The following is a 20,995-nucleotide window of genomic DNA, read 5'->3' on the forward strand; positions in this document are numbered from 1 at the left end:
ATCATGACCTGGACCACCGACCCCGAGGAAATCACCGCGGTCGACGCGATGCGCGCCGCCGTGCGCGCGATGGCCGACCTGCTCGCCGCGGTCGACGCCACCCGCTGGGCCGACCCGGCAGGCGGTTTCGATCTCACCTGAGGTTGCGTCACCGCCGTTTCACGACGTGGAGGCATCGGGCCGGCCCCAGCGAAGCGGCGATGCCACCGATTCGACCGGCCCGGCGTGCGGCCTCCGCCACCGCCGCCGCGCCGGCCGCACGCGCCGCGCCGACCGCGATACGTGCGACGAGATCGGGACGAAACAGTGCCGCCGGCCGCTGCGTCAGCCCCATCACGCGATAGAGCGTCGCCGCGACGACCGGATCGCGCTCCGCGGCGGCCAGAACCGGGTCGAGGACCGCGACCGCGGCACGGATCGCCGGATCGGGGTGTGGGCCGACATGTGGCATCGCGCTGTCGGCGATCACGGTGAGCTGCCAGGCGATATCGATGTCGGGTGTCACCGCGGTGTAGAAGCGGCGGGCGAGATCGCGGTCGCCGCCCGCGGCGAGACAGCGTTGCAGCACCCGCATCTGGATCGCCGCGATCGTCATGCCCTGTCCGTAGACTGGACTGAAACTGCACAGGCCGTCACCGACCGCGAGCAGTCCGGACGGGAACCGGTCGAGGCGTTCGTAGCGCCGGCGCAGGTTGGCCTTGTAGCGGAAGGTGGCGACATCGGTGAGCAGTTCGGCCCGTCGTAACGCCGCACGCACGCCCGGCGGAGCGAGGGCCGCCGCGAAGTCCAGGAAGGCCGCCGGATCCGCGGGTGGTTGTTCGCCGGCGTGCCCGATCAGGGTGAGTACGTATCGATTCCGGCCTTCCACCGCGAACAGCGCCAGGGCGCGCGGCGGAAGTTCTCGCACGCCGACGGTCAACGACTTGTCGGTCCCCAGCGCGCCCGGCTCGAGTTCGACGAAGGCGCTGCGGTAGACGATGTCGATGGTGGTGCCCTCTTCTCGCGGTCGCGGATAGCCGAGGGCGGCCAGCCAGCCCGGGACGACGCCGCCGCGTCCGGTGGCGGCGACCACGAGGTCAGCGGCCAGCTCGTCCACGCCGCCCGGGTCGTGCACCGTCACGCCGGTGACGCGCGACGCCGACGGGTTCGTGGTGACGCCGGATACCTCGGTACGATCGCGCAGGACCACATTGGGCAGCGACCGAATACGTTGCCGCGCATGGTGTTCCACATGCGGACGACTGGCCTGAAGGCCGCGGTACCCGGTGGAGACCTGCGCGAGAGTGCGCCCGGCCATCTGAAAGTTGACCTCCCCCAGCACATCACAGTCGATCGCCCCGGCGGCGCGCATCTGCGCCTCGAATCCCGGGAAGAACGCCTCGAGAAGATCCTTTCCACGCGGCAGCAACCCGTGCACATGCCGGCCCTGCGGCACGCCCCTGCGCGCCTGCGGACCGTCGGGCAGCGCATCGCGCTCGACGACAGTGACGCGGTCGTAATGGTCGCTCAGTACCCGGGCCGCGAGCAGACCGCCCATGCCGGCCCCCACGACCACCGCGTGTTCGCCAATTCTCGCCATCGAGCCACCTTCGTCGGAATCAGTGAGACTGAACTACAAATTAGTCTCATAACGCCGGGGAAACAACAGCCGGTCCGTACCGACGCGCGCGGGAGGGCACAATGAGGCGGTGACCAGGTCCGCGACCGAACTGATGGATGCCGCACTGCAACTCGTGACGGAATCCGGCCTGACCGACCTCACGCTGACCGACGTTGCGCGGCGCGCGGGCGTCTCGCGCGCGACCACCTACCGGGAGTTCGGCGACAAGGACGGACTGGTGGCCGCCCTCGTCCGGCGCGAGATCGGCGCCATGATCGCCGCCGCGTACCAGGTCGTCGACATGACGGCACGGACACCCGAGTTGACCCGCACGGCAACACTTTTCGCGCTGAGCTACCTTCGGGGCCACGCCGCGTTCGGGTACATCCGCACGCACGAACCGCAGTGGCTGCTGAATGCCGCCGTCACGCACGTGGATGCCGAGCGCAACCTCGTCGAAACCGTCGCCACGCTTCTGACCCCACTACTGTCCCTGCGGCGCGCCGACGAGCTGCGGGTGACACCGGAACAGGCCGCCGAGATCATCGTGCGCACCGTGTTGTCGCACATACTCGTCGAGCGCAGCACCCTGAGCGACGACGAGATCGCGGAAATGGTCGCACGGGCGATTTCGGTATGAGCACGCCTCCGGTCTGAGACGGGCTTCAGATCAAGTATCACCGTTCCGCCCTAGGGCCTCGGCGGCGGACCACGCGCGTCGACCGATCTGCCGACCGTCCCCCGACCGGTGATCCAGCACACATGCAATTTAGGTTGTGCACAATTTTATTGCGTCCTACGTTTGTAGCCATGACCGATCCGATGGCGCTCGACCAGCAGCTGTGCTTCCAGCTGTACGCCGCCTCCCGCGCGATGACGGCCCGCTATCGGCCGCAGCTGGACGCACTGGGCCTGACGTATCCGCAGTATCTGGTCATGCTGGCGCTGTGGGAGCGCGACGGGCGCGGCGTCGGCGATCTCTGCTCCGCCCTCGCACTGGATTCCGGCACGCTCTCACCGCTGTTGAAGCGCCTCGAGGCCGCCGGATTCGTCGAGCGCCGGCGCGCCGCGGACGACGAACGCCGGGTCGAGATCCGGCTCACCGAGCGCGGAAGCGCGCTGCGGGAACGCGCGTGCGACATTCCGGCGCGCATGGCCGCCACCTTCGGCGGCGGACTGTCATTGGACGAGCTGGTGACATTGCGCGAAACCCTGGCCCGGCTGACTGCCGCGCTGAACACCGAACCGGATGCCGCAGGCGCATCCACCGAGAGAAAGCGATGACCGATATGGCAATCCTCTACACCGCCGAGGCCCTGGCCACCGGAGACGGCCGCAACGGCCACGCCCGCACCACCGACGGCAAGATCGACGTCGCCCTCGCCATGCCGCCGGAAATGGGCGGCAGCGGGGCGGGCACCAACCCGGAGCAGCTGTTCGCCGCCGGGTACGCCGCATGCTTCCACTCCGCGCTGCGTCTGGTCGGTAAGCAGGAAAAGGCCGATGTCAGCGATTCCGCGGTCGGCGCGAAGGTCGGCATCGGCCCGAACGACGCCGGCGGCTTCGGCCTCGAGGTGACCTTGGAGGTGTCACTGCCGCACCTGCCCCGCGAGGAGGCTCAGGCGCTGGCAGACAAGGCCCACCAGGTGTGCCCGTATTCCAATGCGACGCGTGGCAACATCGACGTCCACGTCATCGTCGCCGAGGACTGAATCAGCCGCGCTGCCACCAGCGCTTCGCCGGCGCCGGTTCGGTGTGGCCACCACACCACCGGTCGGCCGGCACCGTCGCGCGCACCTCGTCGATGTGGGCGCCGCAGCCGGACCAGGTGGTCTTACCGCAGGTCGTGCAGGTGGTCGGGACGCACATGACATCTCCTCGTGGTCGGGGCGTCGTGGTGCGCCGTCAGCGGCGCACCACCATGATCGGGCATTCGACCGAACCGATCAGCGCCGCACTGGTCGAACCGAGCAGCATCCCGGCGAATCCGCCGCGGCCGCGGCTGCCCACCACCACCAGTTGCGCCGAATCCGATTGCTCCAGAAGCGATTTCGCGGGGTTGTCGCGCACCACCTGCAGAGTGACCGGCAGATCGGGATACCGTTCGCGCCACGGCGCGAGCCGCTCGGCGAGCATGGTGTGTTCGGCGCGCACGATGGTATCCCAGCCGAACATCGAGATGTCGAGACCGGTGGTGTCGCTCCACGAATGCAGTGCCACCACCTCCACACCACGCCGGTGCGCCTCCGCGAAGGCGGCCTCGACGGCGGGTTCGCTGTTCTCGGTGCCGTCGACACCGACCAGCACCGGACGCCGGGCCGTGACCGGGTCGGTGGCCGCATGCGATTTGACGATCACCACCGGGCATCGCGCGTGATGGACCAACGCCGAGCTGACCGATCCGAGCAGCCCGCGTTGCAGCGCTCCCCGGCCGCGACTGCCCGCGACCAGCTTGCCGGCGGTCTCCGATCGCACCAGCATGTCGCCGATGATCAACTCCAAGCCCAGTTCGGCGTCGATATCGAGATCCGGTCCGCCGATGTCGCGAGCCACCTCCGTGGCGCGGGTCAGGATCTGCTCACCGTCGGTGCGCAGCCAATCCGGCTGTGCGGTACCGGCGGCCAAGCCGGGGCCGAAGCTCGCCGGAATCGCGATCGAATGCACGATCTGCAACGGTGATCCGCTCAGCGCCGCATCGCGGGCCGCCCATGCCACGGCCTGCAGCGAGGTCGGTGAACCGTCCACGGCGACGACGATCGGTCCCGTCGCGGTCTCCGGCTGCCCGGCGGGCGCGGACTTCTCGGTCACGGATTCCTCGGTGGTCACGGACATCCTCCTCGGTCGACTGCGCGGCGTACGAAAGCCGGTCCGGCCCGGCGGCCGCCACCGGGTGAAACTCGGAAGCACTGCACGTAACGGAACAGCTCGATCGTAGCGGGAGCGCGACGATTTCCTCGGAATTCAACTGGTCTGACCACTTGACCTCTGACCGCTGCGGGGATTACCGTCCGTTCATGGCTTTTCAGCGGATCGACCGGCAGACGGTCCCGGACGCGGTATTCGACCAGCTCATGACCGAGGTCCTCGACGGGGAACTTCCGGCCGGCGCCACCCTGCCGGCCGAACGGCAGCTCGCCGAGGCGCTCGGAGTGTCGCGGCCGACCGTGCGAGAGGCGCTGCGCAAACTCGCGCACACCGGCCTCATCGACGTGCGTCAAGGCGGGGCGACCACGGTGCGCGACTTCCGCCGCGCGGCCGGATTGGATCTACTGCCGCGGCTGATCGTGCGCAACGGCGAGTTCGACCACACCGTGGTCGCGAGCATCCTGCAGGCGCGACTGGTCCTGGGCCGGGAGGTGGCCGCCCTGGCCGTCGAGCACGGCGGCACACAGCTGCACGCCGAACTCGGTGACTGCCTGGAATCGCTTGCCGCACAGCAGGAACCGGTCGCGCAGCAACTCGAGGCGCTGAAGTTCTGGGATCACATCGTCGACGGCACCGGTTCGATCGTGTTCCGGCTGTTGTTCAACACACTGCGCGAGGTCTACGAGCCCGCGATCGTCGCGCTGGCGGGTGTGATGGCCGCCGAGGTCGGCAGCATCGACCACTACCGCCGCCTCACCGCCGCCGTCGTCGGCGGCGACCCGGACGCGGCCCGCGCCGCCGCGGACACACTGTTGCGAGTGGCCGCAACACAATTCGACACTGTAGTACGCACGATGGAAGGTGCGGACGATGACCGCTGAGACCCGCTCCCACCGCCGGACCACGACGCTGCCCGACGCCTTCGGCGTCTTCGTGCGCCGTCCCTCGCCGTGGATCATCACCACACTGCTGGCGGGCGCTCTCGCCGCCCGGATCGCGGTGGGCGACTGGCAGCTCACCGATGCTCTGGTCGCCGGCGTGATGCTGGCGTTCTTCCCGGTGACGGAGTGGGTGATCCACGTCTGCATTCTGCATTGGCGCCCCCGCCGGATCGGCCGTCTCACCCTGGATTCCCTGCTCGCGCGCAAACATCGCGAACACCATGCCGACCCACGCCGGGTGGATCTGATCTTCATCCCGTGGCAGACCTTCCTCTGGCTCTTCCCTGCGCTGGTTGTCGTTGCGGCACTGGCCTTTCCACGCATCGGGCTGGGATTGACCTTCCTCACCGTGGTCGGCGTACTGGGCCTGGGCTACGAGTGGACCCACTACCTGATCCACACCGACTATCAGCCCCGCACTCGCCTCTACACCGCGGTCCGGCGCAACCACCGGCTGCATCACTTCAAGAACGAGCACTACTGGTTCACCGTCACCAGCTCCGGCACCGCCGACCGGCTGCTCGGCACCTACCCGGATCCGGCGTCGACACCGAATTCCCGCACCGCCACGGCATTGCACGGCACCGGTCGCTGAACGCCCGAGCATCGGCCGAATCCTGCGGCGCACCGAGGCGTGCCGGCCCCCGGCGCTGCTGCCCCGGACACTCGGGGCTGTCCGGATCCACCCGGATGTAGTGAATTGGACGATGCGGCAGCCGCATTCACAACGACATCCACGGAACAGGACCTCATCCGAATGAAGAAACTCGGAACTCTCACCCTGATCGGTGCCGCGTCGGCGGCCGTGCTGTGCGGCGGCGCGGGCGTCGCGGCGGCGGACGCCACCTCGGCGACGCCGGTGGTCGCGCCCGGCGAGCCCGACCCCACGGGCACCGGCTCCTCGTCCGGCATCACCGATCTGGTGAAGGCGCTTTCCAGCGGAAGTGCGCAGGCCGCGACCCCTGCGGAGTAATCGGGACGGTTCCCCACTTCACCGGAGGTGGGGAACCGGCGCGGCGGGGCCACTATGTTCGTGGGTATGCACTGGGATCAGATGACCGCCACGACCGAGGAGCTGCGCAAGCGAGCGACCCGGCTGCGACGCGGCGTCGGTCAGCTCGGCATCCTCGAATCGATTCTCAGCGCGGCCCACGGGCCGTGGCTGGGCGCGATGGACGCCGACGGCCGCGGCACCGCCGAACTCAGAATGCATCTCGCCGGGCGATATCGGGTGACCGCGGTGGTGACCAGCGCCGGCAAGCTGAGCCTCATCCAGCTGCACGCCCCCACCGCCGACGGCGGCGACAGTGAGCGTGTGCTCTCCCCCAAGCCCGCGCTGCGCCGCGGCTGGAACGACGACGAGCCGATGCCGAAGCAACCGCAGTGGCTGGACTTTCTCGTCGAGTGGGTGGGTTCGGCCAGTACCGACGTCGACCGGCGGTCGGTGCTCGAATGGCATCTCGAGGGCGCGGACCGGCGACTCGCGGCGATGAACGAGACCATCGAGAGTCTGCGACTGAGCCTGGCCGAACGCGAAGAACTGCGCGACGAGGTCGCCGCGGAGGTCGACCGGCTGCGCGCCGAACTCGACTCACTCGATCCCGCGCGCTAGGTCCGGATCAGTCGATGCGCGACGACGGCTGAGTGCTGGAACGGAACGCACCGCCGAACAGTCGCGACACACGGCGCGACGACCGTCGTGGCGGTTTACGTCTCGATCAACGACAGGGCGACCGGGATGAGCAGGTCGGTCAGCTCGCTCACGTCGGGTCGGGGCCGCATCAGCAACCATTCGTGGGCCAGGCCGTTGACCGCCCCGATCAGCACACTCGCCGAGAGAGCGGCGTCACCCCGCAGGCGCGCGCCCGGGCCCGCGATCGGGACCACCACCATCTCCAGCAGGGTGACCCAGCCGTGCCGGCGTTCGCGGCGATGCTGCTCCATCCGGTCGCTCGCGCCCACCACCTCGATGAACGCCAGCTTGGCCCGGTACGGGTCGGAGGTGATCGAGTCGAGATAGGCCGACAGCACCACCGCCATCGCCCGAGCCGGATCGGCCGGCGACAGCGTGCCCAGCGTCCGCACAACCGCCGCGGCGGCCTCGTCCTGGACCCGGTCGTAGGCGGCGGTCAGCACATCCTCACGGGTCTGGAACTCCTCGTAGAACTGTCGTTTCGACAGCCCGGCCGCGGCGCACACATCGGCGAGAGAACAGTTCGCGTAGCCCCGTTCGGCGAACACCTTCGTCGCCGCGACGACGAAGCGCTGACGGCGTTCGGCCCGGCGTTCGGTCACCGCACGGCCGCCGTACTGTCTGTCCGCGATCGTCACGAACCCACACTATCGGTCGCGGCGACCGGGGGCAGGGACGGTGCCCGGCTACGCCGATTCCGCGATGCTCGCGAGAATCGCCACCCGCGCCACCGCCCATGCCGCCGACCCGGGATCGGTGAATTCGGCGTGCCCGACGCCGGGCAGGACGTGCAGGTCGGTGGGGTCGCCGGCGCGGCGAGCGGCCTCGGTGTAACGGCGGCTCTGTTCGACCGGTACCACCCGGTCGGCGTCGCCGTGCACGGCCGTGATGTGCACGCCCCTGGGAAGATTGACGATCGGAGAGGCGTAGCGGTAGCGGTCGGGCACCTCGTCGGGCAGACCGCCCAGCAATTTGCGCGCGAAACCGTCGTTGCCGTGGGCTACCGCGTAGTCGAGATCCAGTACGGCCGCCATCAACGTCACACTGCGAATGTGCAGCCCGCGCGAGGCCGCGGCTCCGTCGGTCCGGCGGCCCGCGACCCACGCCGCCAGCTGCCCGCCCGCCGAATGACCGGCGAGATGGACGTTGTCCAGATCGAGCCGTCCGCCGGCGAGCTGCTGGACGACCGTGGCCAGAGCGCCGACGGCGTCGTCGACGTCGGTCAGCGTCACCGGCCAGCCGCCGGCGCCGTTGACCCGCCGATACTCGATATTCCACACGGCGACACCGGATTCGGCGAGCTGCCGGGCCTGCGCGGCGAATTGGGTCAGGTCGCGGTACTGCGCCCAGCCGCCGCCGTGGATCAGCACGACCACCGGACACCGGCCGGAGGATCCGGACAACGGCCCACCGGCGGGCAGATACAGGTCACCGAAGGTATCGGCCTCGCGGCCGTACGCGATCCGGATCGGCACACCGGCTTCGGCCGGTTGAGTGATCAGACCGGGCACCGCCGGGCCGGCATGCCCATCCGGTGCCGCCGGTTCCACGGAACCGAAGCCGATCCCAGCGACGACGACCGCGAGAACCCCGGCCATGACCCACCGGCGCGCCCCACCCTGTCCAACGCCCAGCACGTGCGGGCACCTCCTGCTCGAGCCACTCGTGAATACCGTACTGGCAATCGAGCCGCCCTGTCGCCCCACGTGACGCGCAGCACTACCACCAATGCAGCAACGGCCGCAACTGCCGGCCCAGCGCCCCGGACAGCGAGCGCGAATAGCTCGAGGTCAGATGGTGTTCGTCGTGGTAGATCAGGATATTGCCGGCGACCACGGGGCAGATCGACGCGTCACAGAAGGCATCGCTCAGATCGATCGGGAAGATATTCGGATACCGCGAGGCCGGTTCGAGCTGGGGATCGACCGGGTCGAGCGCATCGCTCCGGCGCATACCGCAGCTGACCGGGTCGCCACCGCCGGCCAGACAGTCGGCCGCCGCGTAGCGAATCTCGTTGTGGCGCAACCACGGTGAATCGCGGATGGTGATGGTGTCGAGGCCGCGTGCGGCCAGTGCCGACCAGACGTCCACGTATTCGGGCGGTGTTTCGTCCCCGGTTCCGGCGCGGGGCCGGCTGCCGGTGGTGAACACCCACTCCGGCCGGTCGGCGGCCAGGCGGTCCAGCACCGCGCGCGACCAGTCGCGGCAGTCGGGAATCGGTTCCCCCTTGTAGGTGGCGTCGTCGGCCAGGGTGAGGGGGCAGCCCATCTTCAGATACACCCGGATGCGGAACGAGTACTGCGCGGCGAGCTCCTGGAGCGCCGGAACCCAGTGTTCGGCATGCGAACTACCCACCACCGCCAGTGTGCGGGTGGCGTTCGCATCGCCGTAGGTGCACGTGACCACTTCGCGGGTGTCCCAGTCGGCGATACATCCGTCGAGGGTCGGTGGCGGTAGTTCGCCCGGAGCCTGCAGGACGGTGGGCCGCATGGGGGCCTGCGGTGTCGGCGCCCCTGCCGCCAGCGCCTCGGCACCCGGATACAGCACCGGATCCAGCGGCCGCATCGGTTGCGCCGGGTGCATCCGCACCACGCCGAACTGCCACGCACCCGTGGCCCCCACCACGACGACGGCCACCACGCACACCACCGTGCCCGCGCCGCGCCGATACAGCCGCGAGGCGATCGGCACCGGCATCCCGCGCGCACCCAACCGCAACGGCTGTTCGATCAGCCGGTGCGTCGCCCAGGCCAGCAGCAGCGACACCGCGACCACCAGCGCGCCGTCGCGCAGCCCGGCGTGCGGACGACCCGATTCGGCCAGATAGAAGATGAGGATCGGCCAGTGCCACAGATACAGCGGATAGGCGACCTCGCCGAGCCACTGTGCCACCCGCGAGGCGAGAATTCGATTGGGCCACGGCATCTGTGCCGCGGCGACATTGTTGCCGGAGACGATCACCGCCACCGCGGCCAGGACCGGCACCAGCGCCGCGGGACCGGGATAGCGGTTGGCGCCGTCGACGATCAGCCAGCCGCACGCGAGCACGCCCAGCACGCCGGCGAGCGCCGTCACCGCCCGCAGCATCCGCGGCAGCAGCAGGGCCGGTCCGGCCAGTGCCAGCGCCGCCCCGGCGAGCAGTTCCCACAGCCGCGCGCCGCTGTCGTAGTAGTTCCAGCCCTGATGAGTGGCCGCCCCGTGGGTCGCGTACAGCAGCGACGCGGCGGCCGCCGGTGCGATCAGAGCGGCCAGGACCGGGCGCAGCAGGGCGGTGCGGCCGGTGCGGCGCAGCACGGTGGCGACCGCCGCCACCACGACGAGGGCCAGCAGATAGAACTGCCCCTGCACGGCCATCGACCACAGATGCTGCAGCGGGCTCACCGACGGGTCGGCGGCCAGATAATCCGACCAGCTCGTCGCGAGCCGCCAGTTCTGGTAGTAGAACAGCGAGGCCAGGGTCTGTCCCGCCAGATCCGACCACTGTGTGTAGGGCCGCGTGTACACGGTCGCGGCGACGACGGCGGCCAGAACGACGACCATTGCCGGCAGTAGCCGCCGCCCGGTCCGGCGCACAGTGAACCCGATGCCGACGGCTCCCCGTTCGGCGCGGCGCACCAGCAGTCCGGTGAAGAAGAATCCCGACAGCACCAGGAAGACGTCCACGCCGCCCGACACCCGGCCGAACCAGATGTGGAACACCACCACCAGCGCGATCGCCACACCGCGCAACCCGTCCAGGTCGCCGCGGTAGGCGGTCGTTCTCGTCGCGGTGTCGGCGGTGTCCGAGGCCGATCGGGCCGATCGGGCCGGCACGGCGATCCGGGTGCGCGCGATATCTCCGGTCACCACGCGAAACGCCGGTTCCCGCGAGGGGGCGCCGGTACCGACACACGAGGGTGGAGATGAACACGCGCAGACCACAACACGTCCACTCTCTTAGCACGCCGCAAACACTCAGCGCCACTTCGCCTTCCGGACGCGCGCCGATGAACTAGACTGCGCGCGCGCGACGGTGGCGGTCGCGCCGAGCCTGCGCCGGATTCCACGTCGGAGCGGTGCGGCTCCGGGTGAGCGGGTAGCACGCCAGCCCGATCAGGAAGGCCGAGAAGTGGCCGATTCCGGTGAAGGTCAAATGGATCAGCGGCGGCGCGGCGAAACAGGCCGTAGCCGCCACGAGATACGCCCACCGCCACGGATACGCGATGTGGTAGGTCAGCACGCCGATGATGCCGGCGAGGAAGTAGCTGACGCCGATATCGCGCACGTCGACGAGGGCGGGGTCGGCGTATCCGTGCCGGATCGCCCAGCCCAGCAGTCCCTCGCTGATGTAGGTCGCGCCCACGTGGGCGAGCAATCCGACGATCGCCCAGCGCAGGGCGCCCAGCCACCGCTCGGCGGGTGCGTGGAATACGCAGTACAGCACCAGATACGGCAGCCAGAAGTAGCCGGCGACCCACAGCAGGCTCGTCACCAGGGCGTGGAGCGGATCGCTCTTCAGGTTCGACAGGTTCGTCGAGCGCTCACCCAGAATGATCTTCAAATCGTCGAGTGACACCGCATGCTGCACGATCGTGGTCACCAGCAGCAGCGCCAACCACGAGAACGTCCACGGCGCCGTGCGGACGTAGCGCCACGCCGCCGCGGCACGACCCCGCATCCGCTCAGATCGTCGATTCGCCACCGTGGCTCCTCACCGGCCGATCGGTCCCGGTGCTCACGAGACGTCGAGCACCGGCGCATCGACTGTGTATCGCCCGCGCGACGACGGCATCACCCGGCGCGGATGAACTACGGCCGCCGCCGGTCAGCCGGCGTCGACGACCGACGCGGGCAGGCCGGCCAGGCTGCGGCTGAGATAGCTGCCGTCGCCGGTGAGGCAGCGTTCGAATTCGACCGGATCGTTGAGGTAGGTCGTCGCCAGGGATTTGGTGTGCACGTGCGCGTACTGTTCGCCGTCGGTAGAGCGGGCCTCCATGCGGACCCCGGACAGCAGATGGACACCGGACCCCCCGTCCGCGGCGTCGAAGCCGTATGCGACCGGACCGGTTTCGTCCAGGCCGTAGCAGATGGTGATCGGCCCTGATACCGCCCGCACCCGTGCCGCCACCGAGGACGCGACCGAATGCGGGGACAGCCGCAGGCGGATCCGGTGCAGTGCCGCGGCGACATCGGCCGACAGATCCTCCCGGGTGCCCTGCACCATGGCCTGATAGACGGCGGGTTCGGCCACCAGTACCGTCGGCGATTCCGCGGCCAGGTGACGATGAATGTTGCCCGGCGCGTGGGTTCCGGCCGGCAATACCAGATCGGCGCCGGCGACGAGGTTGGCGACGGTGGCGGTGTGAAATCCGAAGCGCCCGAACAGGCCTGCGAAACACAGCGTCCGATCGGATTCCCGCAGTTTGCTCGCACCGACCCAGGCGGTGGCGGCGTTGAGGACCGCGGTCGCGGAGTATTCGAGACAGACCAGCCGCCGCGACGGCGCGGAGGCGACGCGGCACAGTTCGGTATCGCGGTGCAGGGCCGGGCGGTCGCCGTCGAAATCGGTGCGCTGCGCCCAGGATCGCTCGTCGAGCCGGATTCCGCCGGCCTGCCCGGAGGCGACCACGGCGTCGATTCCGCACTCCTCGATCAGCTCCCGCATCGCGGTGAGCGGCAGTGCCGGATTGGCGAGCACCGGAATGTCGCCGCGGGCGAGCAGCGACAGCATCGTCGAAATGTATCCGGGTGAATTCCCGAGGGCCACAAGGACTCTCGCCCGCGGACGGCGCAACACCGTATCGAATCGCGCGGCCTTGTCCGAGACCTCGGCGAGCAGGTCGCCGAAGGTCCGGCTGTCGTGCATGCTCGACACCGTCGCGTACGGACGCATCCGCATGGCGGTCGTGACCGCGCTGAACAGCAGCGCGGGTCTACCGGCACCGTTCTCGATATCCCTGCCCCGATATCCTCGAATATTCACCGATGCAGAATTTATTGTCATCGAATACCAATCTTTGTTCCCCCTTGTCCGATATCTACCGCATTCCTCCCCGCAGTACACGCTCGCACCCGATCACATGTGGACACAGGCAGCGACACATCGCCTGCGAAGGAAAACGTCACATGTACGCCACCGGGATGCGGACACATTAGCCAGAACAACAACAATGCGCAACCGCGCGCATTGTTACGTGATTTACGGACACATTTACGGATGCAAGCACATTTGCACGGTCGAATGTACGTGAGTTTGTGCGTGCGGCGGCCCGCTCGTCGATCTTCATCAGGTGTGGTCCGGCGAGCTCAGCGGTACTGCGAAACCCTCCGCGGCAGCAGCCTTCCCACCGGGCTCCGGGGTGCGTCGTGGCCGGTGCCCGAGCGGGACCGCCTCCACCTTCCCGGGCCGGGCGGCCGCGCGAATTCGCCTCGCGATCGCCCGGAACAATCCTTCCCCGCATCGGCGGGAAGGGAATTCCCGCCGCTCGGGCGGCAGTTGCCCGCACCCGCCGATGAGTATTCTCCACAAATGATTCCGCAGCCCGGAGGGAATTGCCAGAAGTTCGGCGGCACTTCCCAACCGGATAACACCGCAATTGCTCGTCAGGCCGGAGTCCGCGCGGCCTCGGCCGACTCGGCCGGCACACCGGACGTCGCCGCCCGCTCCGGTACCTCCAGATCGTAGACCGTGTACGCCGCGCGGATCACCGGCTGGGCCACATTGCGCACCCGCACCCCACCCGGTGTGGTGCCGCGCTCGTATCCGGCGTGGGCGTGCCCGTGGATCGCCAGATCGGCGCCGCCGCAGGTGTCGATCGCCTCACCGAGCAGATACGAGCCCAGGAACGGATAGATTTCGGGCGGCTCGCCGTGCAGGGTGTCCCCGCAGGGTGAATAGTGGGTGAGCGCGACCTTCACATCGGTGTCCAGCCGGCACAGTGCGACGTGCAGCGCGTCGGCGAGATCGACGGTGTAGGAGGCGAATTCGCGCATGATCCGCTCGCCGAAGACGCTCGCGCACTTTCCGGCGAAGCCGCCGCCGAATCCCTTCGTGCCCGCGACGCCCAGCGAGTGAGGCCCCACGGTCACCGTGGTGGAGGTCCCTTCCAGGACCCGGATCCCGTGATCGCACAGCAGGGCCGTGATGTCGTCCTGCCGATCGGAATGGTGATCGTGGTTGCCGAGCACCGCGATCACGGGCACACCGGGGTCCCCCAGTTCGGTCGCGACCACCCGCGCCTCGTCGAGAGTGCCGTGCCGGGTGAGGTCGCCGCCGACCAGCAGGACGTCGGCCTCCTCGGGCAGTCGTTCCAATGCGGGGCGCAGGGTCCCCTGCGATTCCGCGCCGAGGTGGATATCGGCCACCGCCGCGATGCGTACCACCCCGTCCGTCGTCCGTTCGGCGCCCGTCATCAGCTCAGCCGTTCGTGATCGACGGTGGGCGCCTGCGTGGAGGTAACCCGAATATCGTTGTGAATGCGCAGTTTCGGCGCGTGCTCGCGCACAATGTCCTCCAGATCGCTGCGCTGCTGTTCGCTGCCGACCTCCCCGCACAGCACCACCACGGCGCCGCGGATGGTCACCTGCACGCCGAGTTCGGCGGTGCGCGGGTCCTCCGCGAAAGCCCGCCGCAGATTCGCGACCAGATATTGCGGCAACACCTCGTCGCCCGAGTCCTGAGCCATGACCTCACCTCCGATTCCGAGATCCTCGATCAGCGCCAGAAACGCCCGCGCGTACGGCGACACCGCGGTTTCTTCCCGCGCGCGCCGCCAGTCGACCTGTTCCCGCAGATCCCGGGCGATCGCCAGCAACCGCGTGAAATCGAGCCGGTGCGGGTCGAGGACCATCAATTTGTCCACCATCAGATCGGTGCCACTGAGCACCGGAGCCGCCGCCGGGCCGATCCGCATCCAGGTCGCCCGGCCCAGCAGATCGTCGTCGACGTTGCGGTAGTTGGGCCGGAAGATCAAGTCCACCAGCGTATTTCCGTCGTACACCTTGGTCAGCCAGTCCTCGGGCGGGTCGACGGCGTGCAGCCCGGATGCGGTCAGGATGTCGCGGGCGCGGCCGGCGTCGACGGGTTTGACGTAGATGTCGACATCGTGGTCGCTCGCGGGACCACCGCGGGCGTAGACCGCACAACCGCCGCCGACCGCGAAGTCGATCTCGTGGGCCAGCAGCGCGTTCACCACCTTGGTGAGCGTGTGGAGCAACTGCTCTATCGAGGCAGTCATAGCGGGCGCATACCCGCCGTGGGCAGCGGTATTCACGGCGTCGCGACGGCCTGCGGCGCGGTCTCCTTGATCTTGGCGTTGGCCCAGCGCATTTGCCGCAACGTCTCCGGATGGCAGTCGGAGGCCAGTTCCAGCAGTTCGCTGTCTCGCCCCGCCTGTGCCGCCTGCGCCAGGATTTCCCAGTTCACCGAGACCACCGCGGCGTAGCTGTGAATCTCGCGCAGATCGCGCAGCAACAGCAGGGCGGGCGCATGGCGGCGCCCCACCACGGTGCCGAGCGCCCTCCGGACCGATTCCACCGATCCGGCGGCCGTCACCGGCGAAGGGTCCAGATGCAGACCGCGGTCTTCCCCGACGGCGGCCAGTTTGCGGCGATGGTCGTCGGTCCAGACCAGCAGGTCCCGGCACACGTGGTGGACCTCGTGATCGGTGCGGTGCCGGTCGGCGGTGCGGATCAGCAGCTTTCCCAGATGGGTCTCGCTGCGGTGTATCTCGGCGAGCACGGCGTCCAGGTCGTTCATCGCGCACTCCGCTCCAGTTCGACCGCCGGTGTGGTGACACGTTCCGATCGCCGAGCGGGCCGGACGAGTTCCACTGCGGCGGCGCCCGACTTGAACAGCGGTTGTTTCGAGACCGGATCCCACTCGGTGGGGGTGAGCTCGTTGGCGGCGGTGCCGTCCTTGCCGGCGGGGCGATCCCCGGCCGCGGTATCCCAATAGCCGTAGTGGAACGGAAGGAAGACCACGCCGGAGCGGATGGCGCCGGTGCGCAGCCGGGCCGTCACCTGCCCGCGTGCGGTGCGGATGCGCAGCAGGTCGCCGTCGTCCCATCCCTCCCGCCGGGCGTCCTCGGCCGCCATCTCCACCCACACCTGCGGCGCGGCGGCCTGCAGTTGTGGTGCGCGGCCGGTCTTGGTGCGAGTGTGGAAGTGGTAGAGCGTACGACCGGTGATCAGCGCGTACGGATATTCCTCGCTCGGCGTCTCGTGCCGCGGCAGGTACTGCGCCGCCTTGATCACGGCGCGGCCCTCCGGGTTCAGCGCGCGATACTCCGTCGGCTCCAGCGGAGCACCGGTGATCAGGTCGCGACCGTAGGTTTCACAATCCTGCGGCGCCGCACGGAATGTCGCGTCGGCGTACAACCGCTCGGTGCCGTCCGGATGCTCCTCGGTGCACGGCCATTGAATGCCACCGCGCGCGCGAAGTTTCGCGTAGGTCATGGCCGAGTAGTCGCACAGGCGCCCCGCGCTGCACCGCTTCCACTGCTCGAACACCTCCTCCGGCGTCCGCCACGGCAGCAGCGGTGCGCCGTCGGCGTCGCGCAGATCCAGGCGGCGGGCGTAGTCGAGGAAGATGTCCAGGTCGGGCCGGGCGTCCCCGGGCGGCTCGACGGCCTTCTCCGACAGGTGCACGGTGCGGTCGGCATTGGTGAAGGTGCCGGTCTTCTCACCCCAGGTCGCCGCGGGCAGCACCACATCCGCCAGTTGCGCTGTCTCGGAAAGGAAGATGTCCTGCACGACGAGAAACAGCCGCCGCTGCGACAGCAGGGCGCGAACGAGCGCGAGTTCGGGCAGCGACACCGCCGGATTGGTGCCGTTGACGTAGAGGAAGCGGATCGACCCGTCCTCGACGAAGCGCAGGATCTGCATGAGATGCGTCGGCGCGCTGAAGTGCGGTAAGCGTTGCGGGTCGACATTCCACAGCCGGGCCAGTTCTTCGACGTGAGAATCGTTGGCCCAGTTGCGAAATCCCGGCAGATCGCCGTCGGCCCCGCATTCCCGGGTGTTCTGCGCGGTGGGCTGGCCGTTCATCTGCAGGACGCCGCAGCCGGGCCGGCCGAGCATGCCGCGAATCAGGTGAATGTTGTTGACCTGCACCGCGGCCGCGGTGGCCTGATGGGATTGGTAGAAGCCCTGCAACACGGTCGACAGCACCCGCTCGCCCGTGCCGATGATCCGCGCCGCGGCCCGCAGATCGGCCTCCGGCACATCACAGACCTGTGCCGCGCGTTCGGGCGTGCAGTCGGCGACCTGTTTGCGCAGTTCGTCGAATCCGACCGTATGCGCGTCGATGTAGTCGCGGTCGATCCAGTCGTTGCGGATCAGCTCGTGCAACAGCGCGTTCATCACCATCACATTGGTGCCCGGGCGCGGCGCCAGATGGACGGTGGCCGCGCGCGCCACCTGCGTGGTGCGCGGATCGACGCAGACGAGGGCGGGCGGATTAGGGCCGCGCAGGCGATCGAGCATGCGCGCCCACAGCACGGTCTGGGTTTCGGCGACGTTGTGGCCGTAGAGCGCGATCACGTCGGCGTGGTCGACGTCGGCGTAACTGCCGGGCTGCCCGTCGGATCCGAAGGATTCCTTCAACGCCTCACCGGCGGTGGCGGTGCACAGCCGGGTGTTGCCGTCGAGATGATTGGTGCCGATGCCGCCCCGGGCCAGGACGGTCAGCGCGTAGTACTCCTCCAGGAACAACTGCCCGGTGGTGTAGAAGCCGATCGAGCCCGGCCCGCGCTCGCCCAGCAGCTCGCGGGTCCGCTCGGCCACCATCGACATGGCTGTGTCCCAATCGGTTTCGACCAGTTTGCCGCGCCGACGCACCAGCGGGGCCGTCAGCCGGTCGGGTGAATTGTTGGCCTGCCAGCCGAAGAGGTCCTTCGGTCCCAGCCGCCCGCGGTTGACCCGATCCCCGGCGCGGCCGCGCACTCCCACGATGCGTCCCTCGTGCACGGCGATATCCATGGCGTCGCCGTTGGAGTGCAGCACCGAGGCGGTCGGCACCCAGCGTTCCACCATGTCCTCGCGCACACCTTCGGCCAGGAACATATCCACGCGCTCCGGCCACGCCTGGCCGGGGCCGTACGGAGTTCGTGTTCCCCACGGGTGTGCGATGCGGTCGTGTTCACTCGTCCCGGCCGTATCTGTGCCGGATCGGATATGCATGGTCACCTCGGAGACGAAGAGTGGCGGACGAAGCGGACCGGTCCTGGCGATAGCCCAGGTCTGTGTGCGCCATACCCGCGCTCACCGGGTTGTAACTGCTTCGCGCTGTTTGCGGCGGTCCGGTGCGGTTACCTTCGGAGATACGGGCGAATCGTCGGCACTCGAAGGGAGCAGCGATGGCCACCGCATCTGTACCTCGGCATCGGGCGCGGGTTTCCCCGGTGCAGGCCGCGGCCTATCTGGTCGGGGCGGCGTTCCTGGTGGTCGGGGTGCTCGGGTTCATTCCGGGCGTGACCACGAACTACGACATGCTCACCTGGAGCGGGCACCATTCCGGCGCCGAACTGTTCGGGGTGTTCCAGGTCTCGGGGCTGCACAACACCGTGCACCTGGTGTTCGGCGTCGCGGGTCTGGCGATGGGCCGCACGACGATGACCGCGCGGACCTACCTCATCGCAGGCGGTGTCGTCTATCTCGCGCTGTGGGTGTACGGACTGGTCGTGGACAAGGAGTCGACCGCGAACGTCATTCCGGTCAACACCGCGGACAACTGGCTGCATCTGGGCCTCGGCGCGGCGATGCTGCTGTTCGGCCTGTTCCTCGGCCCGGCCGACCGTCCCATCCTGTTCGAGGGCTCTCCGCAGCCGGGACGGCCGGAGTCCGCTCCGCCGCCCGGGACCGGCCACGGCCGGACCGATTGACGGGCCGATCAGAGGATCGGCCGGCCGCCGGTCACGGCGAGCCGCGCGCCGGAGATGTAGCTGCCGTCGTCGGAGGCCAGCAGCACATAGGAGGCGGCGAGCTCGGCGGGTTGCCCGGCCCGACCGAGCGGGACGTCGTCGCCGAAGTTGCGCACCTTCTCCACCGGCATCGTGGACGGGATCAGCGGCGTCCAGATAGGACCGGGCGCCACGCTGTTGACGCGAATTCCCTTCTCCCCCAACATCTGCGCGAGACTGGCGCAGAAGTTGGCGATCGCCGCCTTGGTGGCGGCGTAGGGCGCCAGCGTCGGTGAGGGCATATCGGAGTTCACCGAGGAGCTGCCGATGATCGAGCCGCCCGCCGGCATATGCGGGACGGCCGCCTTCACCAGATGGAACAGCGCGCCGACATTGAGCTTGAACGTGTAATCCCATTCCTCGCCGGAGATCTCGTCGAGGCTTTCGTGCGTCATCTGATACGCGGCGTTGCTGACCAGCACGTCGATCTTGCCGAATTCGGTTGCAGCGCGGTCGATGACGGCCTTGCAGTGTTCGGGATCGGAGAGGTCGCCAGGTACCGCGACCGCCTTGCGGCCCGCCTGCTCCACCAGCGCGACGACCTGTCGGGCGTCCTCGTGCTCGTCGAGGTAGGAGATCAGCACATCGGCGCCCTCGCGCGCGAAGGCGATGGCCACGGCCCGGCCGATTCCGCTGTCGGCGCCGGTGATCACCGCTGCCTTTCCGGTGAGCTTGCCCGATCCCTGATAGCTGTGCTCCCCGCAGTCCGGTCGCGGAGACATCTGCTGTTGCACCCCGGGGACCTGTTGCTGCTGCTCCGGAAAACCCATCGCGATCTCCTGTCGACGTGGCGGCGGTGGAAGCCCCGCGCTTGCGTGGAGCCTCAGCACTCGCGCTACCCGCGACCACGGCGGGCAAACCGGCGCCACGCTCAGGGGGCGATCAGCCGCCGGGCCGCGAGAACGGTGGCCGCGCGCCGGTCCTCGGCATCGTCGTCGTGCAGGGCGTGGACCGCGGAGGTGCGGGCGAGATCGGTCAGCAGGGTCAGCAGCGTCAGCGGATGGAAGGTGCCGGTGATGACCCCGGCGCGCTGACCGCGGCGGATCTCGGCGATCTTGGGTGCGACCGCGCGGCGGATCGCCTCGTCGGCGCCCGGGATGTCGGTGCGTTCGATCTCCGCCCACGCCTGCAGGCGGGCGTTGTCGGGGTTTCGCAGATAGTGATCGAAAAGCCTGCCGACATAGGACGGCAGATCGCCCGCGTCCAGGGCGGTCTCGGCGGTGGTCTCGGTCGCCCACTGCTCGGTCACCGCCGCGTAGAGATCGTCCTTGCCGGCGAAATAGGCGTACAGGCGATCCTTGCTGGCATTGGCCGCCTCCGCGATCCGGTTGATCCGGGCTCCGGCCACGCCGTAGCGGGCGAACTCCGCCTTGGCCGCGGCGAGGATTCGCTCCCTGGTGGCATGGCCTGCTGCGCGCATACCGCGGATCCTATCTTGCCGAACCAGTTGGTTCGGGTGTAGGTTGCCGAACCAACTGGTTCGGGAAACTGTGGAGGAAGCGATGACCGGGACGACCGAACGCTGGCGCGAGCTGGCGGCGCAATCGAGCGGGGTAACGACGGACGAGCTGGACCGGCTGTGGGCCGACCTCGCGGTGGTACGCGCCGAGGACATCCTCGGCGAATGGAAAGGCGCCGCCTTCCGCACCGGACATCCGCTGTGCCGCGCACTCGACAAGAGCGGCTGGTACGGCAAGACCTTCCATTCGACGATGGATGCCGAACCGCTGATCTGCCGCGCCGAGGACGGCACGCTGTTCTCCGATGTCGAATCGGGCGGCGGCAAGGCCACGCTGTGGAATATCGAATTTCGCGGCGAGGTCACCGCGACCATGGTCTACGACGGCCGCGCGGTGTTCGACCACTTCAAGCGCCTCGACGAGGTGAGTCGGCGGCGGGAATCTCACCCACCGCCGCTCTCAGAACCGTGCGTGACAGTCTCCCGTCACACGGCTCC

General features: G+C 68.8%; 24 protein-coding genes. 10 read left to right on the forward strand and 14 right to left on the reverse strand.

All coding sequences use genetic code 11. The annotated features are described in order from the left end of the window. Window positions 1-3 precede the first annotated feature (3 nt). Entirely contained in the window at window positions 4-141 is a 138-nt protein-coding gene (locus A5789_RS37050) for a hypothetical protein (RefSeq protein WP_156511386.1), read from the forward strand. Between the two features lie 7 nt (window positions 142-148). Here the strand turns inward: A5789_RS37050 and A5789_RS30410 are convergent, their stop codons facing one another. Beyond that, window positions 149-1,579, reverse strand: coding sequence for an NAD(P)/FAD-dependent oxidoreductase (locus A5789_RS30410; RefSeq protein WP_064906624.1), 1,431 nt, complete (start codon window positions 1,577-1,579; stop codon window positions 149-151). A 109-nt stretch (window positions 1,580-1,688) separates the two neighbouring features. Between A5789_RS30410 and A5789_RS30415 the strand changes: the two genes are divergently transcribed. From A5789_RS30415 to A5789_RS30425, 3 genes are all read left to right on the forward strand, one after another. After that, window positions 1,689-2,240 (forward strand): TetR/AcrR family transcriptional regulator, encoded by a 552-nt coding sequence (locus A5789_RS30415; RefSeq protein WP_227463209.1) that lies wholly within the window; start codon window positions 1,689-1,691, stop codon window positions 2,238-2,240. Between the two features lie 170 nt (window positions 2,241-2,410). Continuing rightward, on the forward strand, window positions 2,411-2,884 hold the full coding sequence (locus tag A5789_RS30420; RefSeq protein WP_063015579.1) for a MarR family winged helix-turn-helix transcriptional regulator: 474 nt from the start codon (window positions 2,411-2,413) through the stop codon (window positions 2,882-2,884). Window positions 2,885-2,889: 5 nt separating this feature from the next. After that, entirely contained in the window at window positions 2,890-3,312 is a 423-nt protein-coding gene (locus tag A5789_RS30425; protein WP_063015591.1) for an organic hydroperoxide resistance protein, read from the forward strand. 1 nt (window position 3,313) lies between these two features. On the opposite strand, the gene A5789_RS37520 is transcribed toward A5789_RS30425, so the two are convergent. Further along, window positions 3,314-3,469, reverse strand: coding sequence for a hypothetical protein (locus A5789_RS37520; protein ID WP_169812423.1), 156 nt, complete (start codon window positions 3,467-3,469; stop codon window positions 3,314-3,316). Between the two features lie 36 nt (window positions 3,470-3,505). Then, window positions 3,506-4,426, reverse strand: a complete 921-nt coding sequence (locus A5789_RS30430; RefSeq protein ID WP_227463208.1) for a universal stress protein — start codon at window positions 4,424-4,426, stop codon at window positions 3,506-3,508. Between the two features lie 188 nt (window positions 4,427-4,614). On the opposite strand from A5789_RS30430, the gene A5789_RS30435 reads away from it, so the two are divergent. From A5789_RS30435 to A5789_RS30450, 4 genes are all read left to right on the forward strand, one after another. Beyond that, window positions 4,615-5,346 (forward strand): FadR/GntR family transcriptional regulator, encoded by a 732-nt coding sequence (locus tag A5789_RS30435; protein ID WP_064906622.1) that lies wholly within the window; start codon window positions 4,615-4,617, stop codon window positions 5,344-5,346. Next, a complete protein-coding gene (locus A5789_RS30440; RefSeq protein WP_030513873.1) occupies window positions 5,336-6,001 on the forward strand; it encodes a sterol desaturase family protein in 666 nt (221 codons plus the stop codon). Before A5789_RS30435 ends, A5789_RS30440 begins: the two co-directional genes overlap by 11 nt. 162 nt (window positions 6,002-6,163) lie before the next feature. Next, window positions 6,164-6,379 (forward strand): hypothetical protein, encoded by a 216-nt coding sequence (locus A5789_RS30445; protein WP_063015577.1) that lies wholly within the window; start codon window positions 6,164-6,166, stop codon window positions 6,377-6,379. An 81-nt stretch (window positions 6,380-6,460) separates the two neighbouring features. Then, complete coding sequence (locus tag A5789_RS30450) at window positions 6,461-7,018, forward strand: hypothetical protein (RefSeq protein ID WP_156511385.1); 558 nt, start codon at window positions 6,461-6,463, stop codon at window positions 7,016-7,018. 95 nt (window positions 7,019-7,113) lie between these two features. Here A5789_RS30450 and A5789_RS30455 read toward each other — a convergent pair whose 3' ends face one another. From A5789_RS30455 to A5789_RS30495, 9 genes are all read right to left on the reverse strand, one after another. Then, entirely contained in the window at window positions 7,114-7,737 is a 624-nt protein-coding gene (locus tag A5789_RS30455) for a TetR/AcrR family transcriptional regulator (protein WP_063015575.1), read from the reverse strand. A 48-nt stretch (window positions 7,738-7,785) separates the two neighbouring features. Then, a complete protein-coding gene (locus tag A5789_RS30460) occupies window positions 7,786-8,736 on the reverse strand; it encodes a S9 family peptidase (RefSeq protein WP_064906621.1) in 951 nt (316 codons plus the stop codon). Between the two features lie 82 nt (window positions 8,737-8,818). Beyond that, complete coding sequence (locus A5789_RS30465; protein ID WP_231953373.1) at window positions 8,819-10,945, reverse strand: acyltransferase family protein; 2,127 nt, start codon at window positions 10,943-10,945, stop codon at window positions 8,819-8,821. A 145-nt stretch (window positions 10,946-11,090) separates the two neighbouring features. After that, window positions 11,091-11,780, reverse strand: a complete 690-nt coding sequence (locus tag A5789_RS30470; protein WP_321190278.1) for a rhomboid-like protein — start codon at window positions 11,778-11,780, stop codon at window positions 11,091-11,093. Between the two features lie 123 nt (window positions 11,781-11,903). After that, window positions 11,904-13,061, reverse strand: a complete 1,158-nt coding sequence (locus A5789_RS30475; protein ID WP_064906620.1) for a class I adenylate-forming enzyme family protein — start codon at window positions 13,059-13,061, stop codon at window positions 11,904-11,906. Between the two features lie 620 nt (window positions 13,062-13,681). After that, on the reverse strand, window positions 13,682-14,461 hold the full coding sequence (locus tag A5789_RS30480; protein WP_197516771.1) for a metallophosphoesterase: 780 nt from the start codon (window positions 14,459-14,461) through the stop codon (window positions 13,682-13,684). A gap of 29 nt (window positions 14,462-14,490) precedes the next feature. Beyond that, window positions 14,491-15,315: a BON domain-containing protein gene (locus A5789_RS30485; protein WP_063015570.1), complete on the reverse strand. Its 825-nt coding sequence runs from the start codon at window positions 15,313-15,315 to the stop codon at window positions 14,491-14,493. Window positions 15,316-15,347: 32 nt separating this feature from the next. Continuing rightward, window positions 15,348-15,836, reverse strand: coding sequence for a hypothetical protein (locus tag A5789_RS30490; protein WP_064906619.1), 489 nt, complete (start codon window positions 15,834-15,836; stop codon window positions 15,348-15,350). Next, window positions 15,833-18,259, reverse strand: a complete 2,427-nt coding sequence (locus A5789_RS30495) for a molybdopterin oxidoreductase family protein (RefSeq protein ID WP_082941064.1) — start codon at window positions 18,257-18,259, stop codon at window positions 15,833-15,835. The genes A5789_RS30490 and A5789_RS30495 overlap by 4 nt, the downstream gene beginning before the upstream one ends. Before the next feature lie 176 nt (window positions 18,260-18,435). Here A5789_RS30495 and A5789_RS30500 point away from each other — a divergent pair, with 176 nt between their 5' ends. Beyond that, complete coding sequence (locus tag A5789_RS30500; protein WP_063015568.1) at window positions 18,436-18,960, forward strand: DUF4383 domain-containing protein; 525 nt, start codon at window positions 18,436-18,438, stop codon at window positions 18,958-18,960. A gap of 8 nt (window positions 18,961-18,968) precedes the next feature. Here the strand turns inward: A5789_RS30500 and A5789_RS30505 are convergent, their stop codons facing one another. Together A5789_RS30505 and A5789_RS30510 are read right to left on the reverse strand one after the other, a co-directional pair. Further along, window positions 18,969-19,808, reverse strand: a complete 840-nt coding sequence (locus A5789_RS30505; protein WP_064906618.1) for a glucose 1-dehydrogenase — start codon at window positions 19,806-19,808, stop codon at window positions 18,969-18,971. 101 nt (window positions 19,809-19,909) lie between these two features. Then, window positions 19,910-20,458, reverse strand: a complete 549-nt coding sequence (locus tag A5789_RS30510) for a TetR family transcriptional regulator (protein ID WP_030513844.1) — start codon at window positions 20,456-20,458, stop codon at window positions 19,910-19,912. An 82-nt stretch (window positions 20,459-20,540) separates the two neighbouring features. On the opposite strand from A5789_RS30510, the gene A5789_RS30515 reads away from it, so the two are divergent. After that, a partial coding sequence (locus A5789_RS30515; RefSeq protein WP_082941061.1) for a GXWXG domain-containing protein occupies window positions 20,541-20,995 on the forward strand: 455 nt, incomplete at its 3' end.

The sequence above is a fragment of the Nocardia sp. 852002-51101_SCH5132738 genome (assembly GCF_001665695.1).
GTDB classification, from domain to species: Bacteria; Actinomycetota; Actinomycetes; order Mycobacteriales; family Mycobacteriaceae; genus Nocardia; species Nocardia nova.

What these genes read in the sequence shown, in the direction of transcription:
- A5789_RS37050 (WP_156511386.1), top strand. Translation starts at nt 4, where the DNA reads ATGACCTGGACCACCGACCCCGAGGAAATCACCGCGGTCGACGCGATG.
- A5789_RS30410 (WP_064906624.1), bottom strand. Translation starts at nt 1,579, where the DNA reads ATGGCGAGAATTGGCGAACACGCGGTGGTCGTGGGGGCCGGCATGGGC.
- A5789_RS30420 (WP_063015579.1), top strand. Translation starts at nt 2,411, where the DNA reads ATGACCGATCCGATGGCGCTCGACCAGCAGCTGTGCTTCCAGCTGTAC.
- A5789_RS30425 (WP_063015591.1), top strand. Translation starts at nt 2,890, where the DNA reads ATGGCAATCCTCTACACCGCCGAGGCCCTGGCCACCGGAGACGGCCGC.
- A5789_RS37520 (WP_169812423.1), bottom strand. Translation starts at nt 3,469, where the DNA reads ATGTGCGTCCCGACCACCTGCACGACCTGCGGTAAGACCACCTGGTCC.
- A5789_RS30435 (WP_064906622.1), top strand. Translation starts at nt 4,615, where the DNA reads ATGGCTTTTCAGCGGATCGACCGGCAGACGGTCCCGGACGCGGTATTC.
- A5789_RS30440 (WP_030513873.1), top strand. Translation starts at nt 5,336, where the DNA reads ATGACCGCTGAGACCCGCTCCCACCGCCGGACCACGACGCTGCCCGAC.
- A5789_RS30445 (WP_063015577.1), top strand. Translation starts at nt 6,164, where the DNA reads ATGAAGAAACTCGGAACTCTCACCCTGATCGGTGCCGCGTCGGCGGCC.
- A5789_RS30450 (WP_156511385.1), top strand. Translation starts at nt 6,461, where the DNA reads ATGACCGCCACGACCGAGGAGCTGCGCAAGCGAGCGACCCGGCTGCGA.
- A5789_RS30485 (WP_063015570.1), bottom strand. Translation starts at nt 15,315, where the DNA reads ATGACTGCCTCGATAGAGCAGTTGCTCCACACGCTCACCAAGGTGGTG.
- A5789_RS30490 (WP_064906619.1), bottom strand. Translation starts at nt 15,836, where the DNA reads ATGAACGACCTGGACGCCGTGCTCGCCGAGATACACCGCAGCGAGACC.
- A5789_RS30495 (WP_082941064.1), bottom strand. Translation starts at nt 18,259, where the DNA reads ATGCATATCCGATCCGGCACAGATACGGCCGGGACGAGTGAACACGAC.
- A5789_RS30500 (WP_063015568.1), top strand. Translation starts at nt 18,436, where the DNA reads ATGGCCACCGCATCTGTACCTCGGCATCGGGCGCGGGTTTCCCCGGTG.
- A5789_RS30505 (WP_064906618.1), bottom strand. Translation starts at nt 19,808, where the DNA reads ATGGGTTTTCCGGAGCAGCAGCAACAGGTCCCCGGGGTGCAACAGCAG.
- A5789_RS30510 (WP_030513844.1), bottom strand. Translation starts at nt 20,458, where the DNA reads ATGCGCGCAGCAGGCCATGCCACCAGGGAGCGAATCCTCGCCGCGGCC.